Consider the following 14,953-nt stretch of genomic DNA (forward strand, 5'->3'; position numbering starts at 1 on the left):
TGCGTCAACTGCCCGTGGAAGTGGCAGACTTGCCTTCATGCGAGAGGAAGCTGCCACCCCCGCCGCACCGCATCGAGTGGCGGTACTGGTCCTGGACGACGTACTGCCCCTGGACCTGGGCATTCCGGCCCAGGTCTTCATCGCCGTGCCCGGCGGTCCCTACCGACTGACCCTGTGCGGACGGACCGCGCGCCCGGTCACGACCGCCGCGGGCTTCGCGGTCACGGTGGCGGCCGGGCTGGAGGCCGTACGCGAGGCGGACACCGTCATCGTCCCGGGGTACGCACCACACCAGCGAGAGCTCCCGGAGGACGTGCTCGCCGCACTGGCCGGGGCCCACGCCCGGGGCAGGCGGCTGGTGTCCATCTGCACCGGCGCCTTCGCACTGGCGGCAGCCGGGGTCCTGGACGGCCGCAAGGCCACCACCCACTGGAAGTACGCCGACGAACTGGCCGCGCGGTACCCGACGGTGTCGGTGGACCCGCACGTGCTCTACGTGGACGAGGGACAGGTGCTGACCTCGGCGGGCGTCGCCGCCGGCATCGACCTGTGCCTGCACCTGGTGCGACGTGACCTGGGCGCACGGACGGCGAACGAGGTCGCGCGCACCCTGGTCTCGGCGCCCCACCGCGACGGCGGGCAGGCGCAGTACATCAAACGTCCGCTGGCCCCCGAAGAACCCGGCGTCACCCTCGCGGCCACCCGGGCGTGGGCCCTGGCCCGCCTGCACGAACCGCTGACGGTCCCGCGGCTCGCCTCGCACGCGCACATGGCGCCGCGGACCTTCGCCCGGCGGTTCGTCACCGAGACCGGCACGACACCCCTGCGGTGGCTGCTCGCCGCCCGACTCGACCGTGCCCGGGAACTGCTGGAGAGCACCGGACTCGCCGTCGACCACATCGCCGACCGCTGCGGCCTGGGCAGCCCCTCCAACCTCCGGCTGCACTTCCGGCGCACCCTCGGGACGACACCCACCGCCTATCGCGCGGCGTTCGCCCCGACGGCACGGCCGAACCCCGCTCAGGCGCACACCCCGACGACGGCCACCGGCCCGCCGGCCGCCTCGCCGTCCCGGACGGGAGGGACACACCGGGACCCCGACGGCGACCTCGCGACAGCCCTCCCCGCAGCGGGCGTCGGACAACCTGCGGTCCGTCCACGTCGCTCCCGGTGAGCGTGACGGCTGCCCGGCCGGCCCGCGTCGTGGTGAACCGTCCGGCGGCCCGGAGTCCGCGCTCGCGCTGTGGGGCTTGGGACTCCCCGGCGAGCGGGCCGCGTGAGGCCTGCCGGGTGTCCGCGCCGGAGCCGGCGTGCCGCTGGGTCTCCTGGGGGGCCGTGCCAGTCCAGGCACATCACGGTGGCGTCGTCCTCGAGCCCGCCTCCGGCGGCGTCCCGTACCGCGGACGTCAGCGTCGGCGCGGCCTCCCGCGGGTGCGGGTCCCGGGTGCGCTCCAGCAGGTCGGTGCCTCCCGCTCGCCACGGAACCGGTGGTGGACAGCCGCGCCGCCACCCTTCCTGTCAGGTCCACGATGAGGAAAGGAGACGTTCGTGGCGCGCCGTCAGCAGCCGGGGAAGCGCGCTCTGCCCACCGCTCACGGCCACGGCCCCTTCGCCGGTCTCCCGCACCAGCCCGGGAACCGCCGTGGTGAACGTCGATTCGTGACCGGTCACAGTGAGTGAAGGCGGTCATCGTGCGTTCACAGAAGGAGTGGGTCCCGACGGGTGCCTGCGGGTGCGGCGTCACGGCCGCCACGGCCGCGAAGCTCCACGAGGATCCTGCCGTACCCGCCCCGCCTCCGGGCGGACAGAGCCGAGCCGCCCACAGGCCCCACCCTCTCGACGGGCCCGTGCTCGTACGACACGGCGCAGTCCGGAGGAGGACTGGTTCCGGTCCCCGGTCTCCGACGACTCCTCCGTCAGGTTCAGCGTGTCGAGCGGGGCGCGCCCGGGGGCGTTGTCACAGCCGGCGCGCCTCGACCGGGCGGCGCCTGCCGGTACGGATCAAACGACCGCCGCAGCCCCTCTTGCATGTTCTATGGCATACCCCATAAGTTACCGACAGGTAGCCCGTTCGGTGGGCCGTACCGTCATGGGGAAGGTGGTGGGCGGGTGAGCCCGCGCAGGAGTGACAGCCGTGACCGGATGATCCTCAGCGCCGCTGCCCTGCTGCGTGAGTACGGGGCGAGCGCGACCAGCATCGACCGGGTCCTCGCCCACAGCGGAGCCCCTCGGGGCTCGGTGTATCACCACTTCCCCGGCGGGCGGACGCAGCTCATCGACGAGGCGGTGGCACTGGCAGGGGACTTCATCGCGGGCCTGATCGACGCCGCCGTGCAGGCGGACGATCCGGTGGCGGCCGTCGACGCGTTCTTCGTGCTGTGGCGCGACCGGCTCGTGGAGAGCGGCTTCAGGGCCGGCTGCCCGATCGTGGCAGTGGCCGTGGAGACCAACGACGACGCACCCCGGCTGGCCCGTTCCGCCGCCGCCGTGTTCGCCCGCTGGCAGGAGGCCCTCGCGGCGCTCCTCCTACGGCACGGCCTGCCCGAGGAACGCAGCCGCCGGCTCGGCGCCTTCATCATCGCCGCGGTCGAAGGCGCGGTGATCATGTGCCGGGCCGAGCGGAGCACCGCCCCGATCGAGGCGGCCGCAGCCGAGATCCACGACCTGCTCCTCCACGCCCTGCGCGACCGTCCCGGTGCCGGTCCCGGGCCCCGGCCGTAGTCCGCAGCCTGCGACCGCCCGGCCACTTCACCCACACAGCTCGAAGGAGTCGCCATGCCCTCGCTCGACCGCCACGACAACGTCTTCGTCCTCGACCTCGGAGACGGCGAGAACCGCTTCCACCCCGACTGGCTCACCGCCGTCGGTGCCGCGCTCGACGAGGTGGAGAAGGCGGAAGGCCCCCGCGCCCTGGTCACCGTCGCCACCGGCAAGTTCTACTCCAACGGGCTCGACCTGGACTGGCTGTTCGCCCACGCCGACCAGCACCGGGACTACGTCGTCTCGGTCCATGGGCTGTTCGCGCGGATGCTGTCGCTGCCGGTCGTCACGGTGGCCGCGCTGCAGGGGCACACCTTCGCCGCCGGCGCGATGTTCTCCCTCGCCCACGACTTCCGCGTCATGCGCGCCGACCGCGGCTACTGGTGCCTGCCCGAAGCGGACATCAACATCCCCTTCACCCCCGGCATGGCCGCACTCGTCCAGTCCCGGCTGGCCCCGCAGACCGCCCACGAGGCCATGCTCACCGCCCGCCGCTACGGCGGCACCGACGCCGCAGCCGCCGGCATCGTCGACCGGGCGGTCGGCGAGGACGCCGTGCGCTCCACCGCGATCGACATCGCCCGGGCACAGGTGAACAAGGCCGGCGACACCCTCGGCACCATCAAGGCCCGCATGTACGCCCCGACCCTGACCACCCTGCGCGACACCGCCGACCCTCTCGGCTGACCAGCCCCCACCGACCGCCGTCCGCGCCCCGGGCTCCCCCGGGGATGCTGACTGCCCCAGCCGTCCACCGCATGAGGAGACAGGGCCGATGACAGCCGGCACCGCCTGGCGCGACCCCATCGCCGGCACCCCCTGGCACAAGCACGTCCCTGCCCGCGTCGAGCCCCTTCCCGCCTGACGGGCACCCGCCTCTTACGGCGGCACCACCAGCACCACGCAAGGAGAACGACCCGTGACCACCACCGACTTCGCCGCCATGACCGGCCTGGAACTGATGCGCTGGGTGCAGGCCGAACGCCCCACCGACATACCCTCCATCGGCCGCCTGCTCGGCATGCGCTTCGACGAGGTCGAACACGGCCGCGTCGTCGTCTCCCTCGACACCCGCCCCGACTTCGCCAACCCCCTCGGCACCGTCCACGGCGGTATCGCCGCCACCCTCCTCGACTCCGCCATGGGCTGCGCCGTCCACACCACCCTCCCCGCCGGCACCGGCTACACCACCCTCGAACTCAAGGTGAACTACATCCGCGCCGCCCGCACCGACGGTCAGAGCCTCACCGCGGAGGGCACCGTCATCCATGCCGGCCGCCGCACTGCCACCGCCGAAGGAAAGGTGCTGGACGACCAGGGCAAACTGATCGCCCACGCCACCACCACCTGCATGATCCTTTAGGTCGCCCGGCCGGGACGCCGGCTCCCACCGTCACGATGGCGGCGTCGAGGCATTGCGGACGGGCGGCAAGGGGCCGGGCACCGTCGAGGCGACGGACGACGAGGTGGAGGCGATCCTGCCCGCGCCGCGCGCCACCATGGCGCGCGGCAGCGGCTTGACCGGCCGGACTGCCGCGGTGATGTCCGGATCGATGACGGCCCGGTCGCCGGCGGGGTCGGCGTCCACGAAGGCACCGCCCCGGCCGGCCCCCGCGTCGAGGGCGGCGAGGTCGGCCGTCAGCCCGCCGACCGCGGCGAGCAGCCCTCCCACACCCTCGCGGGTCCGGAGACCGGCGCGTACGGGACGTGACCCGCGCGTCCGTCTCCCGCAGGCGGCGCACGGCGGACTCCAGCCGTGCTCGGCGGACTGCCGGGGCAGTTCATGTCCGATCCCGCCAAAAGCGCCGGTGAGCAGGGCGAGAGGCCGTGTGCCGGTCCTGTCGGCCGGGTGACCCGCACGCGAATCGCCGACCGGTCGTCCGGCCGGGAACCGGCCCGGGGCGAGGCCGTCGCCGTCGTCACCGACGACGGCGCGCGGGAGATCCTGCGCACGACTACCGCGCACAAGGTGCGGGGCCTGCTGGTGATCGACGGTCACGGCACGGCTGCCCTCGGGCCGGTCGGGCCCGGAGTCGTCCGAGTTCGTCCACGCCTCGCCCGCAACGCGCACAGGGGTATGCGCACGTCGCGGGCCACTGCACGGGATGCGCGAGTGGGTGGCGCTCGGAGCGCCGGTGAAGCGGACGGGTCCCGGGACTGATCGACTCAGCCGCCGCTCTTGCGCCTGAACGACCGCTGGCTCGCAGCCGGGCCGTGCGCCGCACGCACCTTCGACGCATCCGGGTTGGCGGCGACACCGGCGGCGTCCGCCTGCGCACCGCGCTTGCGCGCCAGGGCTTCGCGGAACTTGCGCTTGAGGTCGTAGTTGCCGTCGCCGTCCGGCGCCAGAGGTGACGCCTCGGGGTCAGCCGGCTCCGAACCTTCCGTCGACACGGGCTCTGCGGTCATGGTGACCTCCTGGGTTCGGGGGGTGGGCAAGCACAGCTTGTCATGCCGGGCGCGGTGCGGGACGCCGATGACGTCATCCTGCTCCGTTTCGGCGGGTGTCCCTCTCGTGGTCGGGGGCGTTCGCTTGACGGGTGAGGCGCACAGGACGGCTTCGGGCCGGGCCGAGGGGCGCCGATCCCGTGGCCAGGACGTTCACTTCCCGGACAGCGCCCCTCGGTTGTCGCGACGCGCGAGGGCGGCCTTGCGGGCCTCGCCGGCCCTCCGGGACCTGCCGCCGGCGCCGCGAGGTCTCCTTGCCGGCGCATCCCGGGACGTCGCGTCCCCGAAGGCATCGGGCGGTGTGACGGCCTGGATCGGGAAGGGTTCGCGCGCCCCGGGTCCGCTCAGTGTCCGCAGCACCTCCACCGGCAGTTCCGGACCACCGGCCGGTGGACGTCGTCCGCCATGGCGTCTTCGCCGTAGGCGTCCCGTGGGATGGCCTCGAGGGCGCGGAAAAGACGGAGCCGTCCGCGTGCCGGCCCGTGGAGTGCTCCGTCATCCGGCGTTGTCGGGGCCGCCACCGCCTCGCGTGTTCCGCGCCCGTCCGCTGACCGAGCTTTTGGTGGGGCGGCAACGGACCGCTCCGTCCATTTGCTGACCCGGAGGCGGCAATCAGGGCTCTGACCTGCGGAAACGATCGAACGCTAGATCCTGGGCCTGAACATGGCACGAGGCATGAAGAAACTCCCGATCGGTCTGCCCCCTGCCCGCTCCTGCAGGTCAAGGGCGTTGCCAGGAGAGTACGTCGACGGGCATGCCCGGTCAGTTGTCGCCGGGTGCTCCAGGGCTCACACCGACCCGTTGCCGGCCTTCTGCCGTGCTCCGGCGCCGGCAACCCCGCGGCTGTCGCGAACATCCTCACCCCACCCGGACGAAACGGGACCGCGCCATCGTCGCGTGACAGGAACGTGAGGGCTCAGGGCCGCTGCCGGAAGGGGGCGAGCGTGGCGCGCACGAGATCCGCGGCGCCCCAGTCGGGGTCGAACTGGGCGATCACGGCCAGGTGTTGACGTAGCTGGAGGATCGGCATCCGTTCGCGCCAGTCGCGGTCGAGTCCGGTCAGCTCGGCGTACAGCTCGAAGAACACGTGCGCCTCGGGCGGCGGCGCCGTCGTCCACAGGTGGGCCAGGTCGACCTCGGCCCAGGTGTACGACACGGCAGGATCGATCAGCGCGGGCCGCCCGTCGGGGGTGGCCATCACGTTCAGTGCCCACAGATCGCCGTGCGTCAGGCACGCGGGCCTGGCCGGCAGCAGCTCGGGCAGCCGGTCGCACAGCCGCTCCAGCGCCGCCCGGTCCGCGGCGTCGAGCGCCTCCCGGACACGTCGCTCGTCGAGCCAGCGCAGCAGACGGTGCCGGGCGAAGAACTCGAACCCGTCGTCGGCCCAGGTGTTGACCTGCCGGCGACGGCCCAGCCAGTTGTCCCGGTGCCAACCGAATCGGGGGTACCGGGTGGTGGTGTGCAAGTGGGCGAGCGCATGGGCCAGTTGCTCCCAGAATGCCTCGGTCTCCCGCCGGGGCTGCAGCACGGACAGCACGAGCAGGTCGCGGTCCGTGCGGATGATCTCGGGCGTGACGATGCCGCCCGCCTCGCGCAGCACGGTGAGGCCTTCGGCCTCCGCGGCGAAGACGTCGTCCGACGGTGGCTCGCCGAACGCCTTGACGAACACCGACGTGCCGTCGCCGCGGTGCGCGAGCCCCGCGGTCGCGGCGAGGCCTCCGGCGGCCGGCTCGATCGCGACGACGTCGGTCAGGCCGGCCGCGTGGAGGCGTCCGAGCAGGAAGGACGTCGCCTCGGTCACGGTGTGCTCCTCACTGCGTTCGGGCTGGAACGCCGCGTCGAACGGGCCCTGGCCGCGGGCGGCCTCACCGCACTCGTTCGTGATCACGAACAACTGCCGCCATCTCGGTAACGATTGTACAACTTGCGAAAACTTTTGATTGCTCTGCTTTCATTCTCGGCGATAAACCTTGCTCCTACTTCGCGGAGAGCTCATTAGTTTGCGCAAAATTTCAGCAGTTGGATCACTGACGACAGATCAGGGAGTTCCACGATGACGAGGAAGACCCGCAGCGCGACGGCTGCCGCGATCGGCTTGTGCGTCGCGCTCGCCACCGCCGGCTGTGCCGGGGGCGACGACGGCGGTTCGTCCGGTGGCCAGGGCACGGTGACCCTCTGGACGAACGCGATGGAAGGGCGCGGTGTGGAGTTCTGGAAGGACGCCGCGAAGGAGTACCACGCGCTGCATCCGGACGTCACGATCAAGATCCAGTCGGTCCAGAACGAGGACCTCGACGGCAAGCTGCAGAACGCGCTCAACTCGAACTCCGCGCCCGACATCTTCCTCCAGCGCGGTGGCGGCAAGATGCAGGCCATGGTCGACGCCGGCCAGATCCAGGCACTGGAACTGACCGACACCGACAGGGCGAACGTGGGCGAGGCGGCCCTCGAAGGCGTCTCGATCGACGGCAAGGTCTACGCGATGCCGCTCGACACGCAGCCCGAGGGCATCTACTACAGCAAGGACCTGTTCGAGAAGGCCGGCATCACGGCGCCGCCGACGTCGATGGACGAACTCAAGGACGCCGTCGCGAAGCTGAAGGCGATCAAGGTCGCGCCGATCGCGGTCGGCGCCAAGGACGCCTGGCCGGCCGCGCACTGGTACTACAACTTCGCCCTGCGCGAGTGCAGCCAGGAGACCATGCAGGAGGCCGCCAAGTCGCTCACGTTCGACGACCCGTGCTGGACCGAGGCCGGTGAGGACCTCGCCGAACTCCTGGAGACCGAGCCCTTCCAGAAGGGTTTCCTGACGGCGACGTCGCAGCAGGGCGCCGGGTCCTCGGCGGGCATGATCGCCAACCACAAGGCGGCCATGGAGCTCATGGGCAACTGGAATCCCGGTGTGATCGCCGATCTGACCCCGGACAAGAAGCCGCTCCCCGACCTGGGCTGGTTCCCCTTCCCCGCCGTGCCCGGCGGCAAGGGCGACCCTTCCGCCATCATGGGCGGCGCCGGCGGGTACTCGCTCTCCAAGAACGCGCCGAACGAGGCCCTGGGCTTCCTCCAGTTCGTCGTGACCAAGGAGCAGCAGGAGGCCTACGCCGAGGCCTTCGACACCATCCCGGTGAACAAGGAAGCCCAGGGGGTCGTCACCGAGCCCTACAACATCTCGGCACTGCAGGCCTTCAACAAGGCCGCCTACTCGATGCAGTTCCTCGACACCGTGTACGGCCAGAACGTCGGCAACGCCATGAACATCGCCGTCGTGAACCTGATGGCCGGCAAGGGATCCGCCGCCGACATCGTCAAGGACGTCAAGTCTGCCGCCGAGAAGGGCTGAGTAAGCAGACATGAGCGACACCCTGGGCACCGACACGGCCGACGGCCGCCGGCCGCAGGGCACGCCCGGAGCCGGGGACGCGGCCACGTCCGTGCCCCCGGCTCCGCCGCGAGCGGCTGCGCACCGCCGAGGCCGTGCCAGGATGCGACTGGAGATCGCGGTCCTGTCCGCACCGGCGGTCATCACGTTCCTGGCGTTCGTGATCTTCCCGGTCGCGCTCGCCGCGTACTACGGCTTCTACCAGTGGAAAGGCTACGGAGAGCCCACCGACTGGGTCGGCCTGAACAACTACGAGCTGATCCTCACCGACCCCGCCTTCCACGACGTCCTGTGGCACAACGGCCTGATCCTGGTGCTCTCACTGGTCATCCAGGGTCCGCTGGCGATCGTCCTCGCGCTTCTGCTCAACCAGAAGATCCGCGGCCGCTCGGCCATCCGCGTCCTGATCTTCGTGCCCTACATCATCTCCGAGATCATCGTCGGCACCGGCTGGAGCCTGATGCTCCAGAGCAACGGAGCCGTCAACGACCTGCTGCACCAAATCGGCCTGGGCTCCCTGGAAGCCGACTGGATCGCCGACCCGGACCTGGCCGTCTGGACGCTGATGGCCATCATCACGTGGAAGTACATCGGCTTCGCGGTGATCCTGATGCTCGCCGGCCTGCAGTCCATCCCGGACGAGATCTTCGAGGCCGCGCAGATCGACGGCGCCTCCTACTGGCAGATCCAGCGCCGCATCACACTGCCGCTGCTGGGACCGACGATCCGCATCTGGGCCTTCCTGTCGATCATCGGCTCGCTGCAGTTGTTCGACCTCGTCTACATCATCTGGGGCCAGTACGTCTCGGGCACCGCGGGCACCTCGACCATGGCGATCTACATGCTCGCCCAGGGCCGCAACGCGGGCAACTACGGCTACGGCAGCGCCGTCGCGGTCGTGATGTTCGTGATCTCGCTCGTCGTCGCGCTGATCTACCAGCGCTTCGTCCTGCGCCGCGACCTCAGGGGCGCCGTCACCGAAGGGACCGTGTGATGAGCGCGACGACCACCACCTCCCGAAGGGCCTTCGCGCCCGAGCCGAAGGCACCCGTCGGCCGCCGCGACAAGCCGCAGAAGTGGGGCAGCCCCGTCACCTACTTCATCGCGCTGCTCTTCGTCGGCGTCTGCGTCGCACCGGTGCTCTACATCGTGCTCGGCGGATTCCGCACCAACGCGCAGATCACCACGGAACCGGCCGCCCTGCCGCGCCCCTGGGTGGTCGGCAACTACATCGACATCCTGAAGTCGACGGTGTTCTGGGGCGAGTTCGCCAACTCCCTCATCGTCGCGATCACCAGCACCGTCGGCATCGTCGCCCTCGGTCTGATGGTGAGCTTCGTGATCGCACGCTACGACTTCAAGCTCAAGGGCGCGATGTACTCCCTGTTCGCCGCGGGCCTGATGTTCCCGATGGTCATCGCGATCACCCCGCTGTACCTCGTCATCAAGGACCTCGGCCTCGTCGACAACCTGCTCGGCGTGATCATCCCGCAGATCGCCTTCGGTCTGCCGACGACCGTCATCATCCTCGTGCCGTTCCTCAGAGCCATCCCGAACGAGATCGAGGAGGCCGCCGCGATCGACGGCATGAGCCGGCTCGGATTCTTCTTCCGCATGGTGGTCCCGCTGTCGCTGCCCGGTGTGGTCACCGTCGGCATCCTCGGATTCGTCGGCAGCTGGAACAACTACCTCCTGCCCCTGTACGTCCTCAACTCGCAGGCGAACTACACCCTGCCGCTCGGCGTCCAGGTGTTCTCCTCGCAGTACTCCACGGACACCGCGAAGGTCCTCGCCTTCACCTCACTCGCCATGCTGCCCGCACTGGTCTTCTTCTCGGTCTTCGAGAAGCGCATCGTCGGCGGCCTCACCGGTGCCGTGAAGGGCTGACACCGCTACCAGGACCCGGACCGTCCCACGCCTGCCCCTGCCGTGCCATCCGGCAGGGGCAGGCCGCTGACCGACGGCACCACCCGGTCCGCGACACTCCCGCGCCATCTCCCGGAAAGGACCGCCGCATTGCCCCGCGTCCACATCGAACTCGACAGACAGGCCGTCATCGCCCCTGTCCGGCGCCGCACCTTCGGCTCGTTCGTCGAGCACCTCGGCCGCTGCGTGTACACCGGGCTCTACGAGCCCGGACACCCGAGCGCGAACGACGACGGGTTCCGCATGGACGTCGTCGCACTCGTCAGGGAACTCGGCAGCACGACCATCCGCTACCCGGGCGGCAACTTCGTCTCCGGGTTCCGCTGGGAGGACTCCGTCGGCCCACGCGAAGAACGCCCGGTACGCCGCGACCTCGCCTGGCGCTCGCTCGAGTCGAACCGGGTCGGCCTCGACGAGTTCGCCAGATGGCTCAAGCTCACCGACTCCGAGCTGATGCTGGCGGTCAACGTGGCCACACGAGGCATCCTGCCCGCCCTGGACCTGCTCGAGTACGCCAACCACCCGTCCGGCACGGCGCTGTCGGACCTGCGCGTCGCCAACGGCACACCGGAACCGCACAACGTGCGCATGTGGTGCCTCGGCAACGAGATGGACGGCCCCTGGCAGACCGGATTCATGACGGCGGACGACTACGGCAAGCTGGCCGCCCGCACCGCGGCCGCGATGAAGCGGGCCGACAAGGACCTCGAACTCGTCGTCTGCGGCTCCTCCGGATCCACCATGCCGACCTTCGGCGACTGGGAACGCACCGTACTCGAGCACAGCTACGACCACGTCGACTACGTCTCGTGCCACGCGTACTACCAGGAGCACGACGGCGACCTCGGCTCCTTCCTCGCCTCGGCGGTCGACATGGACCACTTCATCGACGCCGTCGTCGCGACCGCCGACCACGTGGGGTACAAGAAGCGCTCCAACAAGAAGATCGACATCTCCTTCGACGAGTGGAACGTCTGGTACCTCAAGGAGCACCTGGAGTCCGAGGAGATCCACGGCGAGTGGCGCCACGCCCCCCGGCTCCTGGAGGACACCTACACGGTGGCGGACGCCGTCGTCGTCGGCAGTCTGCTGATGACGCTCCTGCGCCGCAGCGACCGCGTCACCTCGGCGTCCCTCGCACAGCTCGTCAACGTGATCGCTCCGATCATGACCGAGCCCGGCGGCCCGGCCTGGCGCCAGACGACCTTCCACCCGTTCTCGATCACGAGCCGGCTCGCCTCCGGCGAGGTGATCCGGCCCCTGATCGAGACGCCCGCGTACGAAACGGCGCGCTACGGAGAGGTGGCCGTCGTCGACGCCGTCGCGACCGTCGACGACGACCGGGCCGCGGTCTTCCTCGTCAACCGCGACCTGGCGGAAGCCGCTCAGGTCACGATCGATGTGCGCGGCCTCGGCTCCTCGCGCGTCACCGAGGCGGTCACGCTCGCCGACTCCGACGTGTACGCGAAGAACACGCTCGCCCGGCAGGACCGGGTGACCCCGGCCGCGAACACCGGCGCGGCGCTCGCCGACGGGCTGCTCACCATCGAACTGCCGCCGACGTCGTGGACGGCGGTCGCCCTCCGGTGAGCGACGACACGAGCTTCGTCCAGGAGCCGGGCCCGGTCGCCGAGCGCCGCGAGGTGACCTGTGCGTTGCGCGACGGAACACGGCTTCGGACCCTCCTGCTGGTTCCGCACGGGACCGGGCCGTGGCCGGCCCTGCTGACCCGCCATCCCTATGACGTGACCCGTGAGGAACACGACGGGATGCTCGACGTCGGGCGCCTCGTCGCCGCCGGTTACCTCGTCGCGCTCCAGGACGTACGGGGCCGCTTCGGCTCCGAAGGCGTCTTCGACCCCTGTGCGCAGGAGGTGGCCGACGGCGCCGACGCCGTGGCCTGGCTCGCGGCACGCCCCGAATGCACCGGCACCGTCGGAATGTGGGGCGCGTCCTACGCCTCGGACACCCAGTTCAGCGCCCTTCTGGGAGGCGCCCCGGCGCTGCGGGCGATCGCTCCCGCCATGACGCCGGCGATGTCGGCGCTCGACGGTTTCCGCTTCCGCGGTGGGGTGCCGGAGATCGGAAGCACCCTCGCGTGGACGCACTACGCGATCGCCCCGGACATGATCACGCGCATCGGCTCCGCCCGCGAACGGGAGGCCGAGCGGGAGCGGTGGGAAGCGACCGAGCGAGCGATCGCGACCCGCGACGCGTTCCGGGCCGGAATCCCGCACGCCGCATGGGACGCCGAGGCGATCGTCGGGTGGGGTCTGGACCGGTTGCGGGAACCGCTCGGGTCGGCGCGTCACCGCGAGGGGAAGATCGTCGACCGGATCGACGCGATCGACGTCCCGGTCTTCCTGATCGGCGGGTGGTTCGACGTCTTCCTCGGATCGACCCTGGAGGTCTACCGGCGGCTGCTGCGCCGCGCGAGAGACACCGGCGGGCCGGTGCCTCGTCTTCTGGTCGGTCCCTGGTCGCATGACGACCTGTCGGGCCGGACGGCCGGTGCGGACTTCGGGCCGGGCGCGTCCGCCGACGATCTCGGCGGCGGCGGAGACCTCACCGCGCGGCACGTGCGGTGGTTCGACACCGTCCTGCGCGCGGGCGCGGCGGACATGCCGCCGGTGCGTGTGTTCCTGATGGGCTCGAACCGGTGGATCGAACTGGACGAGTTCCCCCCGCGCGACACGCGGACGCTCGAGCTGTACCTGAACGCCGGGGAAGCGCTCGCGACCGAGCCGGCCGAGAGCGGTGAACGGCGGCTGATCAGCGATCCGGCGTCCCCGGTGCCGACGTGTGGCGGTGCGGTGCTCCTCTTCGCGCCGTTCGCGGCGGGGGCCGCCGACCAGGCGGCGATCGAGGCGCGGCAGGACGTGGTCTCGTGGCGCACCGTGCCGCTCGTCGAGGAACTCACGGTGATGGGCGCGGTCCGTGCCGTCGTCCACCTCACGACCACGGGAACGGACGCGGACGTGGTCGTGCGGCTGTGCGACGAGCACCCGGACGGCAGCAGCCTCGTCGTCACCGACGGCGTGCAGCGGGGGTCGGCGCGGTCCGTCGACCCGGTCACGGGGCTGGGCGACAGACGGCCGGTCGAGCCGGGTCAGGAGCAGGAGTTCGTCGTGGACCTCTGGTCGACGGCGCACACGTTCCTGCCGGGCCACCGGGTGCGCGTCGACATCGCACCGAGTTCGTCACCCCGCTGGGACGTCGGACGCAACGCCTTCGGTCCGGCCGGGGCGGCCACGGAGCCCACCGCGGCGGAGTACACGATCCGTCATGGCACCGCCCGTCCGAGCCGCCTCGTCCTCCAGGTCGTGACGACAGCACCGCGATGAGACCGACCGGAACACGCCGGCCCGCGTCATCGGCGTGGCGCCGCGGCTGCCGGGGCGGCGGGTCCGGTGGAGGCACGGACGACCAGCTCGGTGGCCAGCTTCATGCGGGCGGGGGGCCGTGCGCCGCCGTCCTCGCCCCGGGAGAGGTCGATCAGGAGCTTGACCGCCGCGGCGCCCAACTCGGTGCTGGGCTGTCTCACGGTCGTCAGCCCGGGGGTGATGTACTGCGCCTCGGGCAGGTCGTCGAAGCCGACGACACTGATGTCCTCGGGAACCCGCAGGCCCCGGGCGGCCAGTGCGTCGTAGACGCCGAGTGCCATGGAGTCCGCGCAGGCGAAGATCCCCGTGATCCCCGGGTCGCCGTCGAGCAGGGTGTGGGTGGCGGTCGTCGCCTTGGCACGGTTCCATCCGCCGTGGGCCACCGACACCGCGGCACCGCCGACGGTCGCCGTGTCGGCCGCCCCTCGGAAACCGTCGACGCGGGCCCGGCTGAAGAGATGGCGGGCGTGGCCGGCGACGACCCCCATCCGCACATGGCCGAGGGACAGAAGGTGCTCGGCGGCCATACGGCCGCCTTCCCAGTTCGCCACGCCGACGCTCGCCACGCCTGACGGCGGTGCGCTCATCGGGTCGATCAGCACCACGGGGACGCCCGCGGCGAAGAGTGCGCCGAACTGCGCCGAGGCAGGGTCGACCAGCGTCCCGATCACGCCGAGGGTGCGCCTTCTCAGAACCCGCGACACCCAGTCGCCGTGCGGCTCGGCGAGCGTCAGTACGACATCGAGCCCCGCTGCTGCCGCTTCTCGCCCGACCCCGGCTATCAGCAGGTTCGCCCATGACCCCTCGAAGTGGGTGACCACGAGGTCGAGCACGTTGGACAAGCCGTTCTCGTCCCGCACGCTCTCGCCCTTGGCCCCGGTCCGGCGGGTGTAACCGACGGCTTGCACGGCTTCCATGACCTTCGCGCGCGTCTCCGCCGAGACGTCGGTTCCGCCTCGCAGCACCTTGGACACGGTGGGCACGCTCGTACCGGCGGTCTTGGCCACCAAGGACAGTGTGGGGCGCGATCCGGCTGGTCGGGGGGGCATGGGGACAG

The 14,953-nt window shown here is 71.0% G+C and carries 13 protein-coding genes; 9 read left to right on the top strand and 4 right to left on the bottom strand.

The annotated features are described in order from the left end of the window. The first annotated feature begins 37 nt into the window (after positions 1-37). From ACZ62B_RS00380 to ACZ62B_RS00395, 4 genes are all read left to right on the top strand, one after another. Entirely contained in the window at positions 38-1,174 is a 1,137-nt protein-coding gene (locus ACZ62B_RS00380; RefSeq protein WP_468723716.1) for a GlxA family transcriptional regulator, read from the top strand. 935 nt (positions 1,175-2,109) lie between these two features. Continuing rightward, complete coding sequence (locus ACZ62B_RS00385) at positions 2,110-2,721, top strand: TetR/AcrR family transcriptional regulator (protein WP_344559905.1); 612 nt, start codon at positions 2,110-2,112, stop codon at positions 2,719-2,721. Positions 2,722-2,775: 54 nt separating this feature from the next. Then, positions 2,776-3,447 carry an enoyl-CoA hydratase-related protein gene (locus ACZ62B_RS00390; protein WP_344559906.1) on the top strand — a complete coding sequence of 224 codons (672 nt, stop codon included), beginning with the start codon at positions 2,776-2,778 and terminating at the stop codon, positions 3,445-3,447. Between the two features lie 232 nt (positions 3,448-3,679). Further along, positions 3,680-4,123: a PaaI family thioesterase gene (locus ACZ62B_RS00395; RefSeq protein WP_344559907.1), complete on the top strand. Its 444-nt coding sequence runs from the start codon at positions 3,680-3,682 to the stop codon at positions 4,121-4,123. Positions 4,124-4,153: 30 nt separating this feature from the next. Here ACZ62B_RS00395 and ACZ62B_RS00400 read toward each other — a convergent pair whose 3' ends face one another. The 3 genes from ACZ62B_RS00400 to ACZ62B_RS00410 all read right to left on the bottom strand — a co-directional run bounded on the left by ACZ62B_RS00400 (position 4,154) and on the right by ACZ62B_RS00410 (position 7,096). Then, positions 4,154-4,432, bottom strand: coding sequence for a hypothetical protein (locus ACZ62B_RS00400; protein ID WP_344559908.1), 279 nt, complete (start codon positions 4,430-4,432; stop codon positions 4,154-4,156). Positions 4,433-4,926: 494 nt separating this feature from the next. Next, positions 4,927-5,169 (bottom strand): DUF5302 domain-containing protein, encoded by a 243-nt coding sequence (locus ACZ62B_RS00405; RefSeq protein ID WP_468723712.1) that lies wholly within the window; start codon positions 5,167-5,169, stop codon positions 4,927-4,929. 955 nt (positions 5,170-6,124) lie between these two features. Continuing rightward, positions 6,125-7,096, bottom strand: a complete 972-nt coding sequence (locus ACZ62B_RS00410) for a fructosamine kinase family protein (protein WP_469689001.1) — start codon at positions 7,094-7,096, stop codon at positions 6,125-6,127. Between the two features lie 165 nt (positions 7,097-7,261). On the opposite strand from ACZ62B_RS00410, the gene ACZ62B_RS00415 reads away from it, so the two are divergent. From ACZ62B_RS00415 to ACZ62B_RS00435, 5 genes are all read left to right on the top strand, one after another. Beyond that, on the top strand, positions 7,262-8,548 hold the full coding sequence (locus tag ACZ62B_RS00415) for an ABC transporter substrate-binding protein (RefSeq protein ID WP_344559911.1): 1,287 nt from the start codon (positions 7,262-7,264) through the stop codon (positions 8,546-8,548). A 10-nt stretch (positions 8,549-8,558) separates the two neighbouring features. Continuing rightward, on the top strand, positions 8,559-9,581 hold the full coding sequence (locus ACZ62B_RS00420; protein WP_344559912.1) for a carbohydrate ABC transporter permease: 1,023 nt from the start codon (positions 8,559-8,561) through the stop codon (positions 9,579-9,581). Beyond that, positions 9,581-10,474, top strand: a complete 894-nt coding sequence (locus ACZ62B_RS00425; protein WP_344559913.1) for a carbohydrate ABC transporter permease — start codon at positions 9,581-9,583, stop codon at positions 10,472-10,474. Before ACZ62B_RS00420 ends, ACZ62B_RS00425 begins: the two co-directional genes overlap by 1 nt. A 129-nt stretch (positions 10,475-10,603) precedes the next feature. Beyond that, positions 10,604-12,103, top strand: a complete 1,500-nt coding sequence (gene arfA / locus ACZ62B_RS00430; RefSeq protein ID WP_468723706.1) for an arabinosylfuranosidase ArfA — start codon at positions 10,604-10,606, stop codon at positions 12,101-12,103. Next, complete coding sequence (locus ACZ62B_RS00435) at positions 12,100-13,857, top strand: CocE/NonD family hydrolase (protein ID WP_468882321.1); 1,758 nt, start codon at positions 12,100-12,102, stop codon at positions 13,855-13,857. Before arfA ends, ACZ62B_RS00435 begins: the two co-directional genes overlap by 4 nt. Positions 13,858-13,883: 26 nt before the next feature. Here ACZ62B_RS00435 and ACZ62B_RS00440 read toward each other — a convergent pair whose 3' ends face one another. Next, positions 13,884-14,903, bottom strand: coding sequence for a LacI family DNA-binding transcriptional regulator (locus tag ACZ62B_RS00440; RefSeq protein ID WP_469689005.1), 1,020 nt, complete (start codon positions 14,901-14,903; stop codon positions 13,884-13,886). Positions 14,904-14,953: the final 50 nt, after the last annotated feature.

The sequence above is a fragment of the Streptomyces sp. NPDC053426 genome (assembly GCF_055585405.1).

Coding starts and splice junctions, on each gene's coding strand:
- ACZ62B_RS00380 (WP_468723716.1), top strand. CDS start 38: ATGCGAGAGGAAGCTGCCACCCCCGCCGCACCGCATCGAGTGGCGGTA.
- ACZ62B_RS00390 (WP_344559906.1), top strand. CDS start 2,776: ATGCCCTCGCTCGACCGCCACGACAACGTCTTCGTCCTCGACCTCGGA.
- ACZ62B_RS00405 (WP_468723712.1), bottom strand. CDS start 5,169: ATGACCGCAGAGCCCGTGTCGACGGAAGGTTCGGAGCCGGCTGACCCC.
- ACZ62B_RS00415 (WP_344559911.1), top strand. CDS start 7,262: ATGACGAGGAAGACCCGCAGCGCGACGGCTGCCGCGATCGGCTTGTGC.
- ACZ62B_RS00420 (WP_344559912.1), top strand. CDS start 8,559: ATGAGCGACACCCTGGGCACCGACACGGCCGACGGCCGCCGGCCGCAG.
- ACZ62B_RS00425 (WP_344559913.1), top strand. CDS start 9,581: ATGAGCGCGACGACCACCACCTCCCGAAGGGCCTTCGCGCCCGAGCCG.